This window comes from Pandoraea bronchicola (assembly GCF_902459805.1).
GTDB lineage: Bacteria > Pseudomonadota > Gammaproteobacteria > Burkholderiales > Burkholderiaceae > Pandoraea > Pandoraea bronchicola.
On sequence record NZ_CABPST010000003.1, the window covers coordinates 90,844 to 109,532 of the forward strand.

At 60.1% G+C, this 18,689-nt stretch carries 16 protein-coding genes and 1 tRNA gene; 4 read left to right on the forward strand and 13 right to left on the reverse strand.

All coding sequences use genetic code 11. The features are described from left to right. The first annotated feature begins 304 nt into the window (after positions 1 to 304). On the forward strand, positions 305 to 832 hold the full coding sequence (locus PBR20603_RS07995) for a 3'-5' exoribonuclease (protein ID WP_150559027.1): 528 nt from the start codon (positions 305 to 307) through the stop codon (positions 830 to 832). Positions 833 to 1,180: 348 nt separating this feature from the next. Continuing rightward, a complete protein-coding gene (locus tag PBR20603_RS08000; protein ID WP_150559028.1) occupies positions 1,181 to 2,863 on the forward strand; it encodes a hypothetical protein in 1,683 nt (560 codons plus the stop codon). A gap of 558 nt (positions 2,864 to 3,421) precedes the next feature. Here the strand turns inward: PBR20603_RS08000 and PBR20603_RS08005 are convergent. Continuing rightward, positions 3,422 to 5,920 carry a DUF4238 domain-containing protein gene (locus tag PBR20603_RS08005; protein WP_150559029.1) on the reverse strand — a complete coding sequence of 833 codons (2,499 nt, stop codon included), beginning with the start codon at positions 5,918 to 5,920 and terminating at the stop codon, positions 3,422 to 3,424. 262 nt (positions 5,921 to 6,182) lie between these two features. On the opposite strand from PBR20603_RS08005, the gene PBR20603_RS08010 reads away from it, so the two are divergent. Then, the gene (locus PBR20603_RS08010) at positions 6,183 to 7,043 is read left to right on the forward strand and encodes an FRG domain-containing protein (protein ID WP_150559030.1); all 861 of its coding nucleotides are present in this window, start codon (positions 6,183 to 6,185) and stop codon (positions 7,041 to 7,043) included. A gap of 453 nt (positions 7,044 to 7,496) precedes the next feature. Here the strand turns inward: PBR20603_RS08010 and PBR20603_RS08015 are convergent, their stop codons facing one another. The 12 genes from PBR20603_RS08015 to ybgC form a co-directional block, all read right to left on the reverse strand. After that, positions 7,497 to 7,820 (reverse strand): hypothetical protein, encoded by a 324-nt coding sequence (locus tag PBR20603_RS08015; protein WP_150559031.1) that lies wholly within the window; start codon positions 7,818 to 7,820, stop codon positions 7,497 to 7,499. 259 nt (positions 7,821 to 8,079) lie between these two features. Then, on the reverse strand, positions 8,080 to 8,640 hold the full coding sequence (locus PBR20603_RS08020; RefSeq protein WP_150559032.1) for a 3'-5' exonuclease: 561 nt from the start codon (positions 8,638 to 8,640) through the stop codon (positions 8,080 to 8,082). Between the two features lie 405 nt (positions 8,641 to 9,045). Further along, positions 9,046 to 10,071, reverse strand: a complete 1,026-nt coding sequence (locus tag PBR20603_RS08025; protein WP_150559033.1) for a tyrosine-type recombinase/integrase — start codon at positions 10,069 to 10,071, stop codon at positions 9,046 to 9,048. Positions 10,072 to 10,203: 132 nt separating this feature from the next. Continuing rightward, positions 10,204 to 10,279: transfer RNA gene (locus tag PBR20603_RS08030), tRNA-Lys, on the reverse strand. 106 nt (positions 10,280 to 10,385) lie between these two features. Then, positions 10,386 to 11,501 (reverse strand): YeeE/YedE family protein, encoded by a 1,116-nt coding sequence (locus PBR20603_RS08035; RefSeq protein ID WP_150559034.1) that lies wholly within the window; start codon positions 11,499 to 11,501, stop codon positions 10,386 to 10,388. A gap of 334 nt (positions 11,502 to 11,835) precedes the next feature. Then, entirely contained in the window at positions 11,836 to 12,579 is a 744-nt protein-coding gene (gene ybgF / locus PBR20603_RS08040) for a tol-pal system protein YbgF (protein WP_246174473.1), read from the reverse strand. A 10-nt stretch (positions 12,580 to 12,589) separates the two neighbouring features. Further along, entirely contained in the window at positions 12,590 to 13,090 is a 501-nt protein-coding gene (locus PBR20603_RS08045) for an OmpA family protein (protein WP_150559035.1), read from the reverse strand. 30 nt (positions 13,091 to 13,120) lie between these two features. After that, positions 13,121 to 14,413 (reverse strand): Tol-Pal system beta propeller repeat protein TolB, encoded by a 1,293-nt coding sequence (tolB, locus tag PBR20603_RS08050; RefSeq protein WP_150559036.1) that lies wholly within the window; start codon positions 14,411 to 14,413, stop codon positions 13,121 to 13,123. Positions 14,414 to 14,515: 102 nt separating this feature from the next. Next, positions 14,516 to 15,568, reverse strand: a complete 1,053-nt coding sequence (tolA, locus tag PBR20603_RS08055; RefSeq protein WP_150559037.1) for a cell envelope integrity protein TolA — start codon at positions 15,566 to 15,568, stop codon at positions 14,516 to 14,518. Beyond that, on the reverse strand, positions 15,565 to 15,999 hold the full coding sequence (gene tolR, locus PBR20603_RS08060) for a protein TolR (RefSeq protein WP_023873635.1): 435 nt from the start codon (positions 15,997 to 15,999) through the stop codon (positions 15,565 to 15,567). The genes tolA and tolR overlap by 4 nt, the downstream gene beginning before the upstream one ends. A gap of 21 nt (positions 16,000 to 16,020) precedes the next feature. Then, positions 16,021 to 16,695 carry a protein TolQ gene (gene tolQ, locus PBR20603_RS08065; protein ID WP_039369362.1) on the reverse strand — a complete coding sequence of 225 codons (675 nt, stop codon included), beginning with the start codon at positions 16,693 to 16,695 and terminating at the stop codon, positions 16,021 to 16,023. 39 nt (positions 16,696 to 16,734) lie between these two features. Then, positions 16,735 to 17,208, reverse strand: a complete 474-nt coding sequence (gene ybgC, locus PBR20603_RS08070; protein ID WP_150559038.1) for a tol-pal system-associated acyl-CoA thioesterase — start codon at positions 17,206 to 17,208, stop codon at positions 16,735 to 16,737. Positions 17,209 to 17,506: 298 nt separating this feature from the next. On the opposite strand from ybgC, the gene PBR20603_RS08075 reads away from it, so the two are divergent. Continuing rightward, positions 17,507 to 18,415, forward strand: a complete 909-nt coding sequence (locus PBR20603_RS08075; protein WP_281355992.1) for an NAD(P)-dependent oxidoreductase — start codon at positions 17,507 to 17,509, stop codon at positions 18,413 to 18,415. Positions 18,416 to 18,689: the final 274 nt, after the last annotated feature.

Consider the following 18,689-nt stretch of genomic DNA (forward strand, 5'->3'; position numbering starts at 1 on the left):
CGCAACTCAACAAGCAGAGCATCCCTGATGGCCGACTGCTCTGCAGCGGCATCCCATCCCTCCCAGCCTGCAGCGCCTGGAAGGAAACGTGCAGCCTCCTCCGCCCTAGTTCGCGCACGCTCGTCCCAGCGAGATTCCAATGCTCGTACAAATGCTGCCGACGACTCGCCAAGCCTCTCCCAATCTTCTCGTGTAGACATACGCGTAACCTTTAAGCATGCCGAATTTCGCTTAGACTACTACAAGATTTGCTAGCGAACGGTACTTCTCGAAGGCGTTTTACCGGTAAAACGATCCGACGCAAATGAATTCAAATATTTCGAATTCTTCCATCGACAAGGCCCCCTCCGCACATCGCCCTAGAAGTCCGTGGAAGCTTAGGTTCTTCCTCGACGCGGAGTTCTCTAGCTTCGTCGAGACGGACCGCCAGCTTATCAGTATCGCGATCGTTGCTGAGGACGGTCGTGAATTCTATGGGGAAGTGAATGACTTCGATGCGGGCCGGCTGAGTGACTTCGTGAGACAGACGGTCGTGCCTCAATTGGGCCTCTTTCCCGGGCGAGCCATGACACGAGCTCAATTGCGGGCCGAACTGTTTGCCTGGATCTCAAGTGTTCCTGCGAAGCCGAGACGACCAATTCTAAGTTTCGACTATGAGGGTGATCGCGTGCTACTGCTGGAGCTATTGTGTGGGCCCTTGCCGCCGTTCTGGCGGCAAGAGAATATCCGAAATCGGGTAGACCCGGCTCGCCGCGCTGCGTATTTTCAGCGTAATGGGGGAGAGCACCATGCCCTGCTCGATGCGAGGGCCAATAGCGAAGCGTTCATCTAGGGCAATGAAACTGCGTCCGATTCCTCTTACCTAGACTTGGCTAGACCCTTTCAGGTGGGCGGCCCCTCCCATCGGCTTAGGGGGCCTCATGTTTGGCGGCTATTATGCATCGAAATAGGCCGTATCTGCCATTTTTCCTCTGAGTGGGAGTGACAACGACAGCTTGCGGCTGCGGATTCAACCGGTCAAGGCGCGCGCCTCGATTGCACACAATCCCGCGATTGACATGACGGCGCCCACCCGAAAAAATGCGCAACTATGCTAACGAATGAATAGCCAGTAAATTCGAGTAACGTGCGTCGAGCTCGGGAAAACTACGTTTCCGACTGACCATCTACCAATCGCACCATGCCGCACTTCTCTGACCTAAATCCTGAACTCCTTAACCCGGCTGGCGATCCCCTCGTATTCCGCGCCACATTGAATGCACACGGGCTTTACAGCACGGAGAACTTCGTGCTTCGGCTGAGCCCGCGCGTTCACGAGCTGATGGATGCCGTCCTGCAGGGAGAGACGGACGGCTTGGATCCGGCCGAGATTGTGCAAGCCTACTCCACGTATTTGCATGAGACATTGCACTGGTGGCAGCATGTCGGCTCCTCTGCGGGCTTAATCCTCAGCTTGGCCTACCCGGCCCAGGTTCTTGGCAGCATGGAGTTTGCTCGGTCGTTCGGACAGATAGTAGGCGCCGTGAAGCCGATGATGGCATGGGCTCTGCGCGCAGAGCTTGATGGGAAGACCCACGAAGATCCAGCGCTTCAGGCTGCGAACATCGTGGTCAACAACACACTCGACATCAGCTACTACAAGCAGATCGCGTCCAATCCACGGCGCACCAAGGAACTGGCGCGCTCCACTCCCTACTTCGAGAGCGTCGGACATAGCTATTTGAAGGCTTATGGGGACGTCCTTGGGGCCATCACCGGGTCATGCGACTTCCCCAACGATGAGTTTCCGGACCCTACACGCTGGGAACCGGAGTGGTATCGGCTCAGGGAGGAAAGATGCGATGGCTTCGTCCACGGTTCAATTCCTCCCCTCGCCAAGGTAGGACTGTTTGCCATCTTCGAAGGCCAAGCTCGCTTCTCGCAGATTCAATTTCTAGCCTCGTCCGGGGGGCCAGCACTGCTTCAGACATATCGGGAGGATGGTTACTTCGCTTCTCCGTACGGCGATGCATTCGAAGAGTTCCTACGGCTTACCGGTCGGGAATGGCCGGAACGTTTCGATAGTCCACTCGTCGGCCTCTTTCTGTTGATCTGTGATCTCGCGATCAACCCAACGCGGGGATTCCCACTCGATATCGAATACTTCGAGGACTTCATCCGCGACGTCGACCCCGGGGCACGATTCACAATACTTTGCCTAGCAGCGGCCGACCAGCCGGAACTTGCCTCTGCCATTCAGAAGTTCAATGCAATTGAGTACGAGTTCGTCGCCATGCGTCTTGCCGAGCGTTGCGGCTACGATGATCCCCGCAAAGCGCTCGATGCCGTCGTTGCTCTGCTTGGTGATAAGGGCCCCGTAGACGCGCTGATGGAGGAATATCGAACCTTCGCGTATGGGCTCACCAACATGCCAATACGAGTGATGGTCTCCCACTACATTGCGTTCTGCCGCGACAAGAGAAAGCGGCCAGAGTTCTTCTGCTGGCCTGGGATCTGGATGGCCGCGAGCAAGGCTACCGCCGAGCATCAATCACTGTTCCTCGCCCATCTGTCGCTGTTTCAGGACCGGGGGGACACCAGCAAGATTTTCCCGCGCGCTATGCCAGGAAAGACTCCAGGCAACCTTACAAGGCTGGTCAATGGATTCTACAGCTCCATGCTTCTCTTCGACATGACTTTGCAGTGGGCGGTGGCCCCCGGTCCCTTTCGATATGATTTTTCGTGGCTTACTGGGGAGTCCGATAACCCTGAGCTGGTGAGAAGTGCAAAGCGCCAATTCGTCCAATTCTACGGGTTGGATCCCGACTCGTTTGACCTCATTGACAGCTCCAACGCGCCATCCGTCGACAAGAAAGGCGCCTAATGAGGGGCGTGCCGCTCACCGCCCGCACCGAGATTTGCGTGTTAGGACTACCTCGCAACCGCGCGTGCTCAGTAACTCTCAAACATCAATGGGCGGCGGTGGACATAGTCGGTGAGCAGGCGCTTGCAACCTGCCAATGCCTGTGGGGCCGACCAAACAACCTCAAACGACCGCTTTAGATCAAGGCGGCAGGCTGCTCAGGGTCGCAAACCGTCCATCGCGCCCGTCAGCAACCGGCCACGTTCTGTCCCTCACTTGAACCATGCGATGGTCGCCCGAACGACTGGTCCACTCCGAAATCCGCCCGATGCTCAATGCGTAGTTGTCGGCCTTTGCTGACATTGAGGCGTGTTGGGTTGTACGCTGGCAATGTGGCAGATTGCTGACGATGGAGGCGCGGACCAGCCGAACGACAGCTTCCTTCATCGGCGAACTCACACTCTCGCCCCTGAGCGGAAGCCCGATTGCTCGGCCGTGTCGCCTAAATTCGGTCATACAGGCAACCAGTCAAAAGGTTGGGCGCTCCCTGTCTTGTTGTCTACCGGTGCGGCACGGACTTTAGCGACGCGACGCGGCGCGTGAACCACTGATTCCGCCAACTGCATCGTCCTGATCCGAAATATCTCCGCTACTATCCTCCGGTTCGTCGAACACCAACCGCAGCGCGTACGGAATGGACCGGGGCCGGGTCACGCCGGCAAACATCACGAGTAGCCGCTGCACCTCATGACGGGCGAATCCCGCCGGCGGCACATGCAGCTCCAGGCGTGCGGGAAGCGGAACACTGTCGCCCGCACGTTTTCCAGCCCGTTCGACCCTAGCGCGCGCTTGACGCATACGCTTTGCCAGCTCGGCGGGAGCGGGCCCGATTTCCGGGGCAGAGACCGATTTGGCCAGCCACCGCAGCAGCGACCCGATCGGCGGACGGTTGCCACTAGCGATGCGTTCCGCCACCTGCTGCGAATTGAGTTCCACTGGGAACGATATCTCGTGCAAGGCCTGTCGCACCGGCTCCCACGTGCACTGCGACGGCGCACCAGCAGGCTGAGCGTGCTCTAAAAGCTGCGCCCATTGCGCCTCCGTGTCGACGTGGACGATCGAGCCAGTCAGCGACGCCACATACAGCGCCGCTTCTAGGCTTAGCCCCTTGAGGATCTGGTACTGCGCAGCGTCCTTGCCTACCGGAAGCGGTTGCAGCAGCGTGTAGGGATCAGCTTCGGCCAAACGCTTGAAATACGCGATGACCCGATCCGTCATCACCGCGTCTGCGTGTGGCATGCGCTCGGCAATGAAGCGCCGCTGGGACGCTTCTGGGAGCATCCAGATGACGCGACGGGTTTCCTCTTCCTCGAGTTTCAGGAACCGGTGCAGGCCGCCGCCCTTGGGGGGCGTCCATCGCAAGGTGCGCCGCGTGAGCACTTCTCGGACATGATGGCCGAGCGGGGCACTGACCTCGCCAGGATCGGGCACCAAATGCACCAGGCCGGTGCGAATAAATGGCTCCAGCACCAGGAGCAGCATGACATTCTTGAGCGTCTGCATCTTGTGGCCGGTAGGCGACTCGATGGGGCTGAACTCGGGCTTTATGCGCGTGCCTAGGAAGAATGGGTTCACGAGCACGATCTCATCGACAAACGGCAGCCAGCCCAGCACCGCCGCCTCGACGGTGCGCGGATCGCTGAAGCCCATGTAGACCGAGCGCAGGACTTTCGGGTTGGGCCGCGGTAGCAGGGAGGCCAGATCGGTGTCTTCGGGCCAGAGGCTCGCAAACGCGCTATGGATGCGCTTGACGTGCTCATCGCTCAGGTTGCGGCGCACGTCCTCCCAGGACACACCGTCAGAGAGGCCCAGGATGCCTCGAACGGCATTGCAGAACATCAGGTTGCGCTCGCGCAGGCCGTAGACATCCCACGACGGACGCTCTGCGGCGGGCAGCCGCTGGCAGCAGTCCCTGAACGCGTAAGCGCTGCCGCAGCCGCAGAAGTCATTGGCCCCGATATTCTTGCGGGGAGACTTGCGGGTAAGGAACTCGTGGGCCTTGGACGTACGGCCATACTCGTCCCAATAGCCAGAGCTGCCGTCCTTGTAGCCGACGTAGGTCTCTCCGCCGAAGCGCCATAGATCGGTCTTAGGCCGCAGCACGTTGGCGATTTGCGCCCATGACCCGTTGAATTCCCGCTCCGGGTAGAGCCAGGTCTTGTCGGCACCTGCGATGTAGCGCTTCGCCCGCGACTTGAGCAGGTGGTTGATCGCGATCACCTCGTCCCGGCTCAGTCGCCGGTCTCGGATGAAGTTGTCGGTGCGCGTCATGCCCACACCCAGATGCCGCGCGTTCGTGCGCAGACGCGTCAAGCCTAGTTGATCCGGCTCCTTGGCATATTCCAGGTGAGTGAGGATCAGGCAGGTATTGGCGTCAAGCGCGAACACAGTCTGAGAGCCCAATGCTGCTACAAGCGGATCCTGCGGGTAGGCACACTGCTCGGACGTGGGATCCACCGCCGCGTTGTAGATCGTTACCGGGTGGTCCGTCAGGATGAACTTCACGTCCGAGTCCTGCGCCGAGACGATCTCCCGCACGCCCTCGACCCACATGGTGCAGTGCATCAGGCGCAGAGCCTGCATTTCAACCATCAGGTCGACTTGGCCCAGCGCGCCGTAGCACGAGCGGATCCAGTCGAGGCCCTTGGGCGTGCGTAGTTTCTGCGCTGCCATGTGCTCGAAGAAGTCTTGGAACGACTCATGCACGTCAGCGTGGTTGCCGAGCGAGAAGGCGCGGACTGCTTTTGCCCCCTGGTCGTCGATCACGCCAAACAGATACCTTTCCACGTCGTCGTTGATGATCGGACCGAAATGCGTGGTGTACAGGTCGTACTCGACGAAGCAGTTCTTCGTGCCCCATTCGTGAAGCGCCGTACGCGGCACCTGCCGGCCATCGGGCAGTGTCTTGCGATCCGGGGCCAGGTTGAGATGAAAGAGGCGGGACTGACCGGGAGCGAGGAAGCCGCGCTGGTACCACTGCGGGACGTAGTGGTTGTTCCGGGTTTGTTGATCGGTCATCGTCTCACTTGGGCTCGTTGGTGCACAGATTGTCCCTTGGCCGTTGCGGGCTTGCTGGTAGCCGCCGTCCACTGGCGTGTTCGAGGTCGCAAGATAGAGGGGTAGCCCCAAAGCTGACGGTGGCCCTACCAGACGTTTTCAGGTACTGACGAGACGATAGAATAGACGAAACCTGAGGCGCCGCTATGGCGAAAATCGGAATTCGGGTTCTCGGCGTACAGAAGCACTTCGACAACACTAAGACGCGAAGAGGAAAGACGTAGTGGAGATCATCGGCAACCAAAAGATCTGGACGTTCTCGGCCGCCTCAGGAGGCATCAAACCGTTGACCTGTGGCGCTATTCGTAAGGAGCCCGCTTTTTTTGTCCGCACGTATATGGAACTAGCGACGAAAGTCGCCGAACTGCAGTTCCTGAACCGCGATTTCGTTCTTATGTTTCGCGGCCAAGCTGGGGATTACAAGAACAAATCCGGGTATACCTCGCTGAAACCATCACTACTGCGTGCCGGTGTTCCAGGCAAGGTCCCGAAGGACAGCACGATCAGCGCGCGCTTTGACAAACTCGTTGAGGCAGAGAAAGCTCTTGTGACTGAGTACGAGGCGCGAAAATATATCGGACGCGATCGACTGAAACGGCAGCGTATTTTGCGTTGGGCGATTCTGCAGCATTATGAGATCTGCGACACGCCACTTCTCGATGTCACGCAATCGCTTCGCATCGCGGCTTCCTTCGCCACTCACCACGCAAACGGCGAGGCCTTTATTTTCGTTCTCGGCATCCCCCACATCAGCGGCGCGATCACAGCGAGTGCTGAAGCTGGAATCCAGATCGTTCGCCTCGCTAGCGTGTGTCCTCCCGCGGCCGTCCGCCCCCATATTCAAGAAGGCTATCTGCTTGGTGAATACCCAGAGTTTGCCAGCGCCGAGCAGAAGCTTTTGTACGAACACGCCGAAATGGATTTCGGTCGAAAGTTGGTTGCCAAATTTCGCTTCACGCCTGAGACGTTCTGGAAGAAGAGCGGATCTTTTCCGCAGATTGGCAAGCAGGCCCTCTATCCCCCTGCTACCGAGGATCCCTTGTCCGGGCTCGCCAACGCAGTGAAGGCCGCAATCCATCGGTAGCGGAGAACGTAATTACTTGCATCCGGGATCGGACGCGACGCTTTTACTCGTCGCCAAAAGCCTTCCGAAGCAAATCTGTTCGCGTAGAACCGCGAAATTGTGCGGCAGCAGCATCGTATTCCGTCGAGTGACTAATCGCGGCTATGGCCAGTAGTAGCTGGAGCGCTGTCACACTGGCGACCGATATGCTTTCGGAGGCGGCCGACTGGAATGAGGTATGCAGAACGGCCGAGTTGGGTCGGAAACGGTCAGCCGACAGCGGGCCGTTACCCGCCATTTCCGTCCGTTCAATGGGCCGGGAAGCCCGCCGTTGGAACGGCTGCATTACTTGGGAACCTGACGGGCGAGCTAGGAGCGTGATTTGGCCTTTTCTGACGCTCATGTAACGGCCTCCTCGAGGCAGTTAGCGGGCGCTTTGGTGATGCTCGCTCTGCCATAGCCGAACAGCCTTATTCAATGTGGCTTCAGCGCGCGTTCAAGATGCGGCTGAAGTTCGTCGAGGTAAGTGTCCACGTCCGCATCCTGTTTCGCCTGGGGCGCCTTCTGTGCAACGGTGTCCAGAGGCCAGTTGATCATGGTTGCCGACTTCATGATCGCGTCCAGCAGTGCCGACAGCGCAACTCCGGGATACCGGCGCTCTAGCTGCCCGGTACGCACAGCATAGCGAACAAGGATCGGCGCGATGGATCCGGTAGCCATGAGGTCCACCGGATCTTCAATTGCACCCAACCGCTCGAAAGACATAGCGCGGACTTCATCAAGTTCATATTGCTTCATTGGTTCCCCCATGGTGTCCTGTTTCACTTCATCGCATTCAAACACGACGCGAATGTCTTCGGCATCGATCGGGATCGGCGCTAGGAAATCTATTTGAGTTGCCTCACCTCTGAGTTTCTTTCGCGCTATAGACGCGATAATAAAGCAGATCGCGGACGCTTCGGACCGGCTGGCACATTAACTTGCTGTTGTGCCACGCCTTGCGAGATCGTTCAGTCTCCCGAACAAAAGAGGCCGTGGGCTCGTTGCCACCAGTCTGTCAGTCGCTTAGCAAGTCTGAGGCGGAGGAGATCAAGAGGGAGAGGAGATTTGCTGCATTTAACGCATCGTCCAGCGCGCGGTGGTGCGCTCCCTCAAATTCCACGCCGGCCAATTCACATGCCTTTCTCAGTCCTACGTCTTTGATTCCACCGCGAGCCTTTGAGAACCATCTTTTTGCGTTGACGTGGGGGAGGGCGATCGGATCCTCTAAGCCGTGAAACTCGCAATCGTGTGCAAGTTGGCGTTTATCCCAGGCACCCCAACTGATCCAGAGGGAGTTGGGCTGTTGGTATGCGGTTACGAATTCGCGAAGCAAACTTGCCGCAAAGGCAAATGACGGGGCGGCATCAACGTCGGATTGGTGGATGCCGGTCAGATCTGAACAAAATTCCGTGAGGTGGGGGTTGATGACGGGCCGAACGAACGTCTGGAATCTATGCGGAGTGGACGCGTCCGGCTCGAGCCAGCAGGCCCCGATCTCAATCACCTCCATATCCCAGTTGGTCATGACTTCGTCGCACGTGGCTTCCAAATCGACGACGAGGATTCTGGTGTACATGGCATGAGGCGCGCCGGCGCGGCAAGTTGAAAGTTGAACGTGGCACGACGTGTGAGAAGGTGTTTGAGACCATTGTGATACGTTGCACCAACGTGCCCCAAGGTGACCTGTCGACGAACTATTGGACAATGGGCGGACATGTCTTCGCCGGAAGTACGCGTGCAAGATCCACGATCCTTTGGCGTACAGTATCGTCTTGCGCCCACCGAAACAGATCAAATACATCATGTGTGAGCATCAGAACCACGTCGTCGAGCGAGATGGCGATGTTTGTTATCACACTTGGCGCTACGGAGAATGTTACATTTTGACTAGCCACTCGTTCACCTCGCGGTAGGTGATGCTTGGTTAGATCCGACCTGTTGTTGGCGCAGCAGGTCGGATCGCTTCTAACTGCTTATCGTCTTACCCGAGCTTCTCGAGCAAGTTCTCAACACGAAGGTGCGTGTACCGCTTGAGCATGATAAGCGTCTGATGGCCGGTAATGGCCGCGACCTCCATGGTGGCCAGTCCCCGTTCGAAAAGACGGCTCGTGGCTTCGTGGCGAAGGTCGTGCCATCTCAGATCTGCAATTTCGAGATCGGCCAGTGATCGTTTCCAAACGCAACGAATTGCGTTTGCGCTAGTGTCCAAGACGGTACCCGCAGGGTTGTCTTGTAACTGGCCATCTGGTGTTTGGGGATGAATTTCGCGTAGGGCAGCCACCGCTCGTGTCGAAAGGGGAAGGACAGCCGGCACCCCCTTGTTCTCGGCACCGCGCTGCTCGAGTGGAATGCGAACCATCCGTGCCTCCAGATCGACCCACTCCCACTGCAAGCGGAATAGGGCACCTTGTCGCAAGCTAGTTTCGATCGCGAGATCAAATGCGGCCCTGGCAAAGCGATTCCCCGACTGTTCGAGGCGGCTTCGGATTAGCTCGTACTCGCCGGCCCTGAGCCGGCGTTCGCGCGCCCGGCTTCCGCTCGGCTTCTTGATGTTCTTAAGCGGATTCGAAAGACTCTCCATCCCCCATTCCTTCCGTGCAGTCTCAAAAAGATGACTGATCAGTTGGAGTTCGAGCCGAATGGTGTTTTCGGCACGACCGGCGTCACGCCGTTCGTCGCGATATCGGGCGAAGTCTGCGCCGCGCAAGCTTCCCAAGGTCCGATAGGCCAAGTCGTGCCGTAGCCAGCGGTCCACGCGTTGGTACTCTTGGTTCGGATATCGCTTCAGGGCTGCGACGTCGTTCTTATATCGTTCGAGCGCCTCTCGGAGGGTGGTGCGCTCAGCGTCAGTGCGATCAGTGAAAATGCCACGATCCATTTCTGACTCGATCAACCTGGACCATTGCTGAGCCTGCAGACGAGTGTCGAATGTTCGGTAGACGGGTTTGTAACCTCGGCGGCGGACTTCCGCCCGCCAGAATTGGCCGCGTTGCGCGATGTATGCCATCGATATCTCCAGACAAAAATATGGTCTGGATCGGATGGTGCAATTCCGGCATTTTTCCGGCAAAGGCGAATTTGTGCGTCCGCTTTGCGGAAAAGAAAAGGGCCTGCATCTCTGCAAGCCCTCGAATTCGTTTGGTAGGCCGTGCGGGATTCGAACCTGCGACCAACGGATTAAAAGTCCGCTGCTCTACCAGCTGAGCTAACGACCCAACGAAGAAAAAGATTATAGCGTCGCGGTCGTTATAGTGTCAATACCCGTGTGACGCGGATATGTCCGATTCGCGAGCATTTCCCGCATACGCGCGCGAATTACCGTCAAACGCTGCGCTCAATGCGCCACATCTGATACTTGAATGCGCAGACGCCGCCCGCGAGAATCGCCACGATCGCAAGGAACGATCCCAGCGCCAGTGTCGACACGCCCGACAACCCCTGGCCGACCGTGCAGCCCAATGCCGTCACACCACCGAAGCCCATCAGCACACCACCCACCATGTGGTTCGCCGTGTCTTCCGTGCCCTGAAATCCTTCCCAGCGGAAATTACGCGACGCGAGCGCGTAGACGAACGAACCGGCAATCACGCCCAGAACGCTCGCAATGCCCAACGTGATGACGTTGCTCGTGTCGCTCCACATCATCAGCCAGTACAACGTGTACGCCAGCGGCGAGACGAACGACAGGGCTTCCATCTTCCCGGAGTTCGTCGCAACAAAGCTCTCCTCCAGCGTGTTCGGATTCTCGGCAACGTAACCGACCTTGCCCGAGACGTACCACAGCGCCACGATGATCGCGCCCACGACAAGGCCGCCCAGCAGATTGTCGAACGTCCAGAATTCGCGCCGTGCGAGCGCCGCAATGACGAATGCGCCACCGATCAACAGCCCAAGAATGAGCTGCGCACGATGCACGTCGCCACCGAACATGCCGCCCAGCAATGTCGGCAAATCCTGTGATGTCGCCAACGTCGTCTGCACGCTGTCGATGGCCGTCACGCGTAGTACCGCGAACACACCCTTGAGCGTCATGTAGGCCGACAAGCCGATCATCATGAACACGAGCAGCGACTTCAGATTACCGCCGCCGATGCGAACCAGCGTCTTGCTGCCGCAACCGGATGCCAGCACCATGCCGAAGCCGAACAGCCAACCGCCCACGATATACGACAGCCACGTAAAGCGCGGCGTCGTGTAGATCGCCTTGACCGGGTCGATGATGCCCTGTGAAGCGAGGATGCCGGTGCCGATGGTCGCCACGCCGATGGCAAGCCACCACATGCGCATGCGATTCCAGTCACCGATGTTCACGATGTCGGAGAGGGCGCCCATCGTGCAGAAATGCGTGCGTTGGAGCACGGCACCAAACACGAAGGCCAGACCAAAGGTGAGCCACACGACAGTGTGGGAGAGGGCGGTGAGGTCGACGTCGGTCATGAGGCGAGAAGACGATAGCGGCCGGGCACGGCCGTTCGATACATTGTCGCGAGCCACGGGGTGTGGCCGGCTTTGTTGTTATCAGATATGCCGCGCATGTCGTGCGCAAACACATCGCGGGTGCGGTCGTCGTGTGATGCCGGGCCATTCTATCGGCCGGCACACATCCCCTGAGACGCCGCGCCTCGAGCGCTTGGAAAGACCGTATTCTACTTGAGGTCGCCGCCTGTTCTCGCAAACCCCGGAAACGACAACGCCGCCCAAAGGCGGCGTCGTGCGTTTGACGAGAGTCCTCACGCGGAAGGCTGGTTCGCGCAACCTCCCGAGGGGCGTATTACTTCAGCTTGGCCACACGCTTCTTGGCCTCCGCTGCCGATTCGCTGTCCGGGTACTTGGCCACCAAATCCTGCAACGTTTTTTTCGCTGCTGCAATCTGCCCCGATTCTGCCTGGTTGCTGGCAATTGCCAGCATGGCCTCGGCAGCCTTCGGGCTCGTCGGGTACTTCGTCACGATCCCCTGCAGCGTCGCAGTCGAACCCTTCAGATCCTTGTTGGCATACTGCGCATTGCCAAGCCAGAACTGTGCTTCGGGTTGATACGGACTGCCGGGATACTTGGCCGAGAAGGTCCGGAAATCGGTCTGCGCACCCTTGTAGTCACCGTTGCGGAATTTCGTCAGCGCGGCGTCAAAGACATCTTTCTCGCCCGGTTGGACGGTGCCTGTCACGCCGCCGACGGTCATCTGCTGCGGTTCGAATTTCTTCAGACGGCCATCGAGGTCGGTGTAGAAATCCTTTTGGCTCTGCTGCAGGTTCGCAAGCTGATTCTTCAGATCTTCGTTCTGACCGCGCTGGTCGGCCAGATCACGTTGCAACTGCTGGATCTGGTTGTTCAAATCCAGCACGTTGCGCGTGAGCCCCTCGATCCGCTGCTTGTCCGAATCCAGACGGCTGCGGATATCGAGGATCGCTTTGCGCGCCTCGTCGTCGTCGAACAATCCGGCATGCGCCAGCGGACTCAGCACCGCAGTGCCGAGCGTCGCCGCGCAGATCATGTTTTTAAGCAAACGAGACGTCATGACGATTCAATCAATAAGCCAGATCGGCGCGACGGTCCTGGGCCCAACCCGCTTCGTCGGTACCCGTGGCCTTTTCCTTGCCCAGCGAAACGGCTTCCATCTGGCTGGTGTTGGCGCCCAGTGCGGACATCGCCTTCACCACGGCTTCAGCACGCTTCTGACCCAGGGCCAGGTTGTACTCGCTCGTGCCGCGCGGGTCGGTGTTGCCCTGAACCAGCACGTGACGTTGCGAGTACTTGTTCAGGAAGCTGGCGTGCGCCTGGAGCATCGGGGTGTACTGAGCGTCGACGCTGTACTGGTCGAAGCCGAAGTACACGCTGCGCTTGGCGAGCGGGCCGTTCGGGTTGTTCAGTTCGTCAGCCGATGCGTCGACGGGGGCGACAGCGCGGGCGTCGGTCGTGGTCTGACCCTTGTTGGCGTTAGCCTGGTCGTCGAGCTTCACGCCCGACGAGCAAGCGGCCAGAGCGGCCAGCGAAGAGATGGCGAGGATGTTACGAAGCAGGGAACTCATATGAGCCTCCGATTGATGTTGCTGTTGATGTTATTGCATGAAAGGGCCCCAGGAGGGTTCGCGAACTTCCCCTCCCCGGACCTGAAGAATCTGCCGGGTTTGCCCGTCCACCGAGACTGCCGCGAGAACCTTGCGGCCTCCCGACTGCGTTGCATAAAGAATGTACTTGCCGTTTGCGGCGAAACTCGGTGACTCGTCGTGGCTGGTGTCGGTCAGAGCCGTAACATCGCCAGTACTCATATCCTGCACGCACAGCTTGAATCCGCCACCCTGACGCGCGATGAACGCGAGCAACTTGCCGTCGGGGCTGATTCGCGGGCTGACGTTGTAACTCCCCTTGAAGGTGACGCGCTGCGCTCCGCCTTCACCTTCGCCACCGGCCGGCATCTTGTAGATCTGCGGACCACCGCCACGATCGCTCGTGAAGTAGATCCATTTGCCGTCCGGGGAATACTGCGGTTCGGTGTCGATCGCGCCGCTGCGCGACAGACGCTTGAGGCCACCGCCATTGGCGTTGACCTGATAGATCTGCGTATTGCCATCACGCGAAAGGGCCACGGCGAGCTTGCTGCCGTCCGGCGCCCACGACGGCGCGGAATTGTTGCCCTTCTCGTTGGCCAGCACCGCACGGCGGCCCGACGGCAGATCGTGGATGTACACGACCGGCTTGCGCTTCTCGAACGACACGTAAGCGACCTTGGTGCCGTCCGGCGACCACGCCGGCGAGATGATCGGCTCGCGGCTGTTGAGCGCGACGCGTGCGTCCTGACCGTCCGAATCCGAAATCTGCAACTGGTAGTTGCTGCCGCTATGCAAAACGTAAGACAGGCGCGTGGCGAACACACCGCGATCGCCCAGCAGCTTCTGATAGATGTAGTCGGCGATCTTGTGCGCGGTCAGCCGCAGATTGGCGGCCGACGAGGTGAGGGCCAGGCCGCCGAGCGGCTGACCATTCACGGCGTCGTACAGACGGAAGCTGACCTGGAAGTTGCCGTTGCCTGCCGGGGCGATCGTGCCGGAGACGAACGCGTTCGCTCCCTTGGCGCGCCACGTGCCGAGATCGACCGAATCGTCCACGCCGACGGTGGCGCCGCCCGTATCGATCTGATTAAAACGGCCGCTGTTGCTCAGGTCAGCCTTGACGACGGACACGATGTCCGTCGGCGCGACGCCCTTGAAGTTCGACACGGCGATCGGGTAACGGTTGGTACCGACGCCATTGATCTCGACGGTAAGCGGGGTTTGCGCATGGGCGATCGTGCAAGCCGCAGTAAGCCAGGTGGCTACCAGCGCACGCCATGCATATTGACTGGAAATTCGCATGCGTTCGATTCGTCAGTTACGCGGTGCAAGGGCCATTTTTACCACATCCAGATGAAAATGGACTCGCATCGCTCGGTTTTCGTTCCCGTTTGACAACATTCCTCAGCCCTTGGGCCGGAGGCGAATGTCGAGCGTCGGGGGCGGAGCCTTGCCGTCGGCACCGCGCGGCAAGGGGTCTGATTTCTTGATGGCGGCCATGGCGGCGGCGTCCCACGCCGGATTGCCGCTCGACTTCGTCAACTGCATCGACAGGATGCTGCCGTCCGGCGCAATGCGCACGGCGACGATAGCCTGCGGGTTGCCCGTCGTATCGCCGGCATAGGCAATATTCGGCATGACCTTGGCGCGCACGCGTTCGGCATAGCCCGCCGCGCCCGTGCCGCCGCCGCCAGCGCCCGTGCCGCCAGCCTGTGTGCCCAGACCGTTGCCGTTGGCGCCCGGCGTGCCGTTCGCCATGCCGCGCAACGACGCCAGACGCTCGGCGCGTGCCGCGTCAGCCGCCTTCTGCGCGGCAGCTTCCTTCGCGGCCTTGGCCTTGGCGGCCTTGTCTTCCGCAGCCTTCTTCTCGGCGTCCGCCTTCTTCTGGGCATCGGCCAGTTGCTGCTGCTTCAATTGTTCGGCCTTCTTGGCGTCTTCTTCCTTCTGACGCTTCAACTCGTCAGCCTTCTTCTGATCGGCCAGTTTCTGCTGACGTGCCGCGTCCTCGGCGGCCGCTTTCTTGCGGGCGAGTTCGGCCGCTGCCTGCTGCTCGGCGAGTTGCTTGCGCTTGAGCGTGTCCTGACGCGCCTTTTCCTGCTGGGCCTCGAGCAGACGCGCCTGTTCGGCAGCTTGCTGCTCCTGCTTGCGCTTTTTCTGCTGGAGGGCGATGTCGGCGTCTTCGGCCGGCGGCGTCGGTGCGGCGATGGCGGGCGGTGCCGGTGTCGGCGCGGGCGTCACCACCGGTGGCGTCGGCTCGGCGACCTCGGAGGGCGTCCACAGTTCGGCTTCGGAACCGGCAGGGGAGCTGTTCTGCCAGCGCATGCCATAGAAGAGCAGCGCGAACAGCAGCGCGTGCATGAACAGCGCGAGGAGAAATGCCCGCCCCGTGCCGCGCTCGTCGTTGCGCGGGCCGATAGGGCGATTAGGACGGTCGGAACGGGCTACGGTGCGGCTCATTTCTGCTTGACGAGCAGGCCCACGCGCTTCACGCCCTGGGCCTTGAGATCGGACATCACATTCATGACGATTTCATAGCGCACCGACTTGTCGGCGGCAATGACGACCGGCTGATCCGGATTCGCGGCCTGACGGCCTTGCAGAAAACCGGTCAGATCGCCGCCGCTCATGCGCTGCTCGATGGTGTTCTCCCCATCCTTGTAGCGCACCAGCATGCGGTTATCGGCTTCGATATTGACGACTACCGGCGGCGTCTGCTGCTGCGGACTCGCGTTAGCGACGCTCGGCAAATTGACGATTGACGGCGCGACCAGCGGTGCGGCCACCATGAAGATGACGAGCAGCACCAGCATCACGTCGATGTACGGCACGACGTTGATGTCCGCCATGGCGCGACGGCCGCGGCGAGCGTTGCGCATAGAACCTGCCATGTCTCGGCGCTCCCGGAATGCTTAGTGAATCTGCCGTTGCAGGATGTTGGAGAACTCTTCGATGAAACTCTCGAAGCGGATCGACAGCCGGTCGATGTCGGTGGCGAAGCGGTTATAGGCAACCACGGCAGGGATAGCGGCGAACAAACCGATGGCCGTAGCCACCAGAGCTTCCGCGATACCCGGCGCCACATTGGCGAGCGTGGCTTGTTGCACGTTCGACAGGCCGCGGAATGCGTTCATGATACCCCACACCGTACCGAACAGGCCGATGTACGGGCTCACGGAACCGACCGACGCGAGAAACGGCAGATTGGCTTCGAGCGAGTCCATTTCACGCTGATAGCAAGCGCGCATGGCACGGCGCGCGCCGTCCAGAATGGCATGCGGATCGTTCAGACCTTTTTCGCTCGCCTTGATGTATTCGCGCATGCCCGATTCGAAGATTCGCTCGAGCGAGCCCGTCTGATGGCGGTTGTTCAGGGCGCTCTGGTAGAGCGCCTGAAGATCGCCGCCCGACCAGAAATCGCGCTCGAAGCGCTCGGTCTGGGAGCGGGCACGGCGAATCGCGAAAATTTTGCGGAAGATGTGCGTCCACGAGAGCAGCGAGAGCAGCAGCAGCAGGCCCATGACTGCCTGGGCGAGCACGCTGGCATGCATGACCAGCGAAATAATAGAAAGATCTTGATCGGGCATGGTGTGGTTGTTGACTGACCGGAATTCTTGTCTTGGGCTTCAGGCGGCTGCCGGACGGGCAGACTCACCCGCTGCGGCGTTGGCCGACTTGGCGGCCGATTGCATGACGAAGCGCACTGGCGCTGGGATTTTGCCCGGGCGCAGGGTGTCTGCCGCCACGCAGCCGATTTTGATGGTTCCGCGCGCCAACAGTTCGCTGCGCCCGTCGGGCGTGTCGCGCCAGGCTTCCTGTTCAAAATCGACGGAGGCCCCGCCAATGCGCTCGATACGGCTTTTGATGGTGAGGAGATCGTCTAGCCGGGCGGGGCTCAGATAGTCGACGGCGGTTGAGCGCACGATGAAAATCATCCCGGTACTGCGGGCCAGCTCGAGTTGCTCGATACCGAGCGAACGGAGCCACTCGGTGCGGGCCCGTTCAAAGAATTTTAAGTAGTTGGCGTAGAAGACGACGCCTCCGGCGTCCGTGTCCTCGTAGTAAACGCGAATTGACCAACTGGTATCAAAATCAGCCATGCCGCGCATTGTATCGGAACCGGGCAGCAACGCCAGTCACGGAAACAGAATTTTTCAAACCGGCACTGCGGGGTTCTGTTTACAGATGATTATGAGAACCGCTGCGACGCACCAATCTGGGGCGAAAAGGCGTGAATGCCCCGTGTGGCGGGGGATTGCGCTGGCGCACGGGGGCAGCCCGTCTCTATAATGATGGCTCGCAAGCCCCCTGAATTTCAGACAGGACCATTGTGTGCGCATGCCGGCATCGCGTGCCCGTGAGCCCCTTCTTAGCGAATCAACCTGCGAGGCCCTCGAATTGACTTCCCCCTCATCGCAAGCATCTTCCCTTCGCGTCGCATTTCTCGGTCTGGGCGTGATGGGTTATCCCATGGCCGGCCATCTGCAACGTGCGGGCCATCAGGTCACGGTTTATAACCGCACGGCGGCCAAAGCGCAGCAATGGGCGAAGGAGTATGGCGGGGCATCCGCCGCCACCCCGGCCGAAGCGGTGCGCGACGCCGATATCGTCGCTGCCTGCGTGGGCAACGACGACGATTTGCGCAGCATCGTACTCGGCGAGCACGGTGCCTTCGCCGGCATGAAGGCTGACGCTGTGTTCGTCGATCACACGACCGCATCGGCCGATGTGGCGCGCGAACTTTACGCAGCGGCCCGTGAGAAGGGGCTGCACTTCGTCGACGCCCCTGTGTCGGGCGGCGAAGCCGGCGCCAAGAACGGTGTGCTCACGATCATGTGCGGCGGCGACGCCCCGGCGTTCGACCGGGTCGCGCCCACGCTCGGCGCTTATGGCCGTGCCGTCACCCGGATCGGCGAGGCCGGCGCGGGCCAACTCGCCAAGATGGTCAATCAGATCTGCATCGCGGGACTGGTGCAGGGCTTGTCCGAGGCGATCAACTTCGGTCAGCGCGCCGGTCTGGATATGCCGCTCGTGCTCGACGTCATCAACAAGGGCGCAGCGGCAAGCTGGCAAATGGACAATCGCGGCCAGACGATGATCGACGGCAAGTTCGACTTCGGTTTCGCGGTGGACTGGATGCGCAAAGACCTCGGGCTGTGTCTGTCCGAGGGACAGCGCAATGGGGTATCGCTGCCGGTCACGGCGCTCGTCGATCAGTTCTATGGGGATGTGCAGGCGCTCGGCGGTTCGCGCTGGGATACGTCCAGCCTGATTCATCGCTTGCGGGTGTTATCCGGCAAGGCCTGAGCCACTCAGGCGAGACAGCCGTCCCGGCGGCGGTGAGACGCCCGGCAACGAGCCGGGTATCTCACCGCCGTGCGTCGCGGTCAGGCATCAGGTATTAGGTATTCGAAATATCTCCGGGTTTGTCTCCAATCGTCAGCAGGTGCCGATTGGCACTAGAATGCGGAAAACGGGACGTCGCGGCGCGACGGTACGCGGCGTGGCGGCTTGGGAGCGGGCTGAAGCGGTGGCGTGCCGACGTTGGGCAGCAGGGAGACCGCCGCGAGCGATAACGATC

What these genes read in the sequence shown, in the direction of transcription:
- PBR20603_RS07995 (WP_150559027.1), top strand. Translation starts at nt 305, where the DNA reads ATGAATTCAAATATTTCGAATTCTTCCATCGACAAGGCCCCCTCCGCA.
- PBR20603_RS08000 (WP_150559028.1), top strand. Translation starts at nt 1,181, where the DNA reads ATGCCGCACTTCTCTGACCTAAATCCTGAACTCCTTAACCCGGCTGGC.
- PBR20603_RS08005 (WP_150559029.1), bottom strand. Translation starts at nt 5,920, where the DNA reads ATGACCGATCAACAAACCCGGAACAACCACTACGTCCCGCAGTGGTAC.
- PBR20603_RS08015 (WP_150559031.1), bottom strand. Translation starts at nt 7,820, where the DNA reads ATGAAGCAATATGAACTTGATGAAGTCCGCGCTATGTCTTTCGAGCGG.
- PBR20603_RS08020 (WP_150559032.1), bottom strand. Translation starts at nt 8,640, where the DNA reads ATGTACACCAGAATCCTCGTCGTCGATTTGGAAGCCACGTGCGACGAA.
- PBR20603_RS08025 (WP_150559033.1), bottom strand. Translation starts at nt 10,071, where the DNA reads ATGGCATACATCGCGCAACGCGGCCAATTCTGGCGGGCGGAAGTCCGC.
- PBR20603_RS08035 (WP_150559034.1), bottom strand. Translation starts at nt 11,501, where the DNA reads ATGACCGACGTCGACCTCACCGCCCTCTCCCACACTGTCGTGTGGCTC.
- ybgF (WP_246174473.1), bottom strand. Translation starts at nt 12,579, where the DNA reads ATGACGTCTCGTTTGCTTAAAAACATGATCTGCGCGGCGACGCTCGGC.
- PBR20603_RS08045 (WP_150559035.1), bottom strand. Translation starts at nt 13,090, where the DNA reads ATGAGTTCCCTGCTTCGTAACATCCTCGCCATCTCTTCGCTGGCCGCT.
- tolB (WP_150559036.1), bottom strand. Translation starts at nt 14,413, where the DNA reads ATGCGAATTTCCAGTCAATATGCATGGCGTGCGCTGGTAGCCACCTGG.
- tolA (WP_150559037.1), bottom strand. Translation starts at nt 15,568, where the DNA reads ATGAGCCGCACCGTAGCCCGTTCCGACCGTCCTAATCGCCCTATCGGC.
- tolR (WP_023873635.1), bottom strand. Translation starts at nt 15,999, where the DNA reads ATGGCAGGTTCTATGCGCAACGCTCGCCGCGGCCGTCGCGCCATGGCG.
- tolQ (WP_039369362.1), bottom strand. Translation starts at nt 16,695, where the DNA reads ATGCCCGATCAAGATCTTTCTATTATTTCGCTGGTCATGCATGCCAGC.
- ybgC (WP_150559038.1), bottom strand. Translation starts at nt 17,208, where the DNA reads ATGGCTGATTTTGATACCAGTTGGTCAATTCGCGTTTACTACGAGGAC.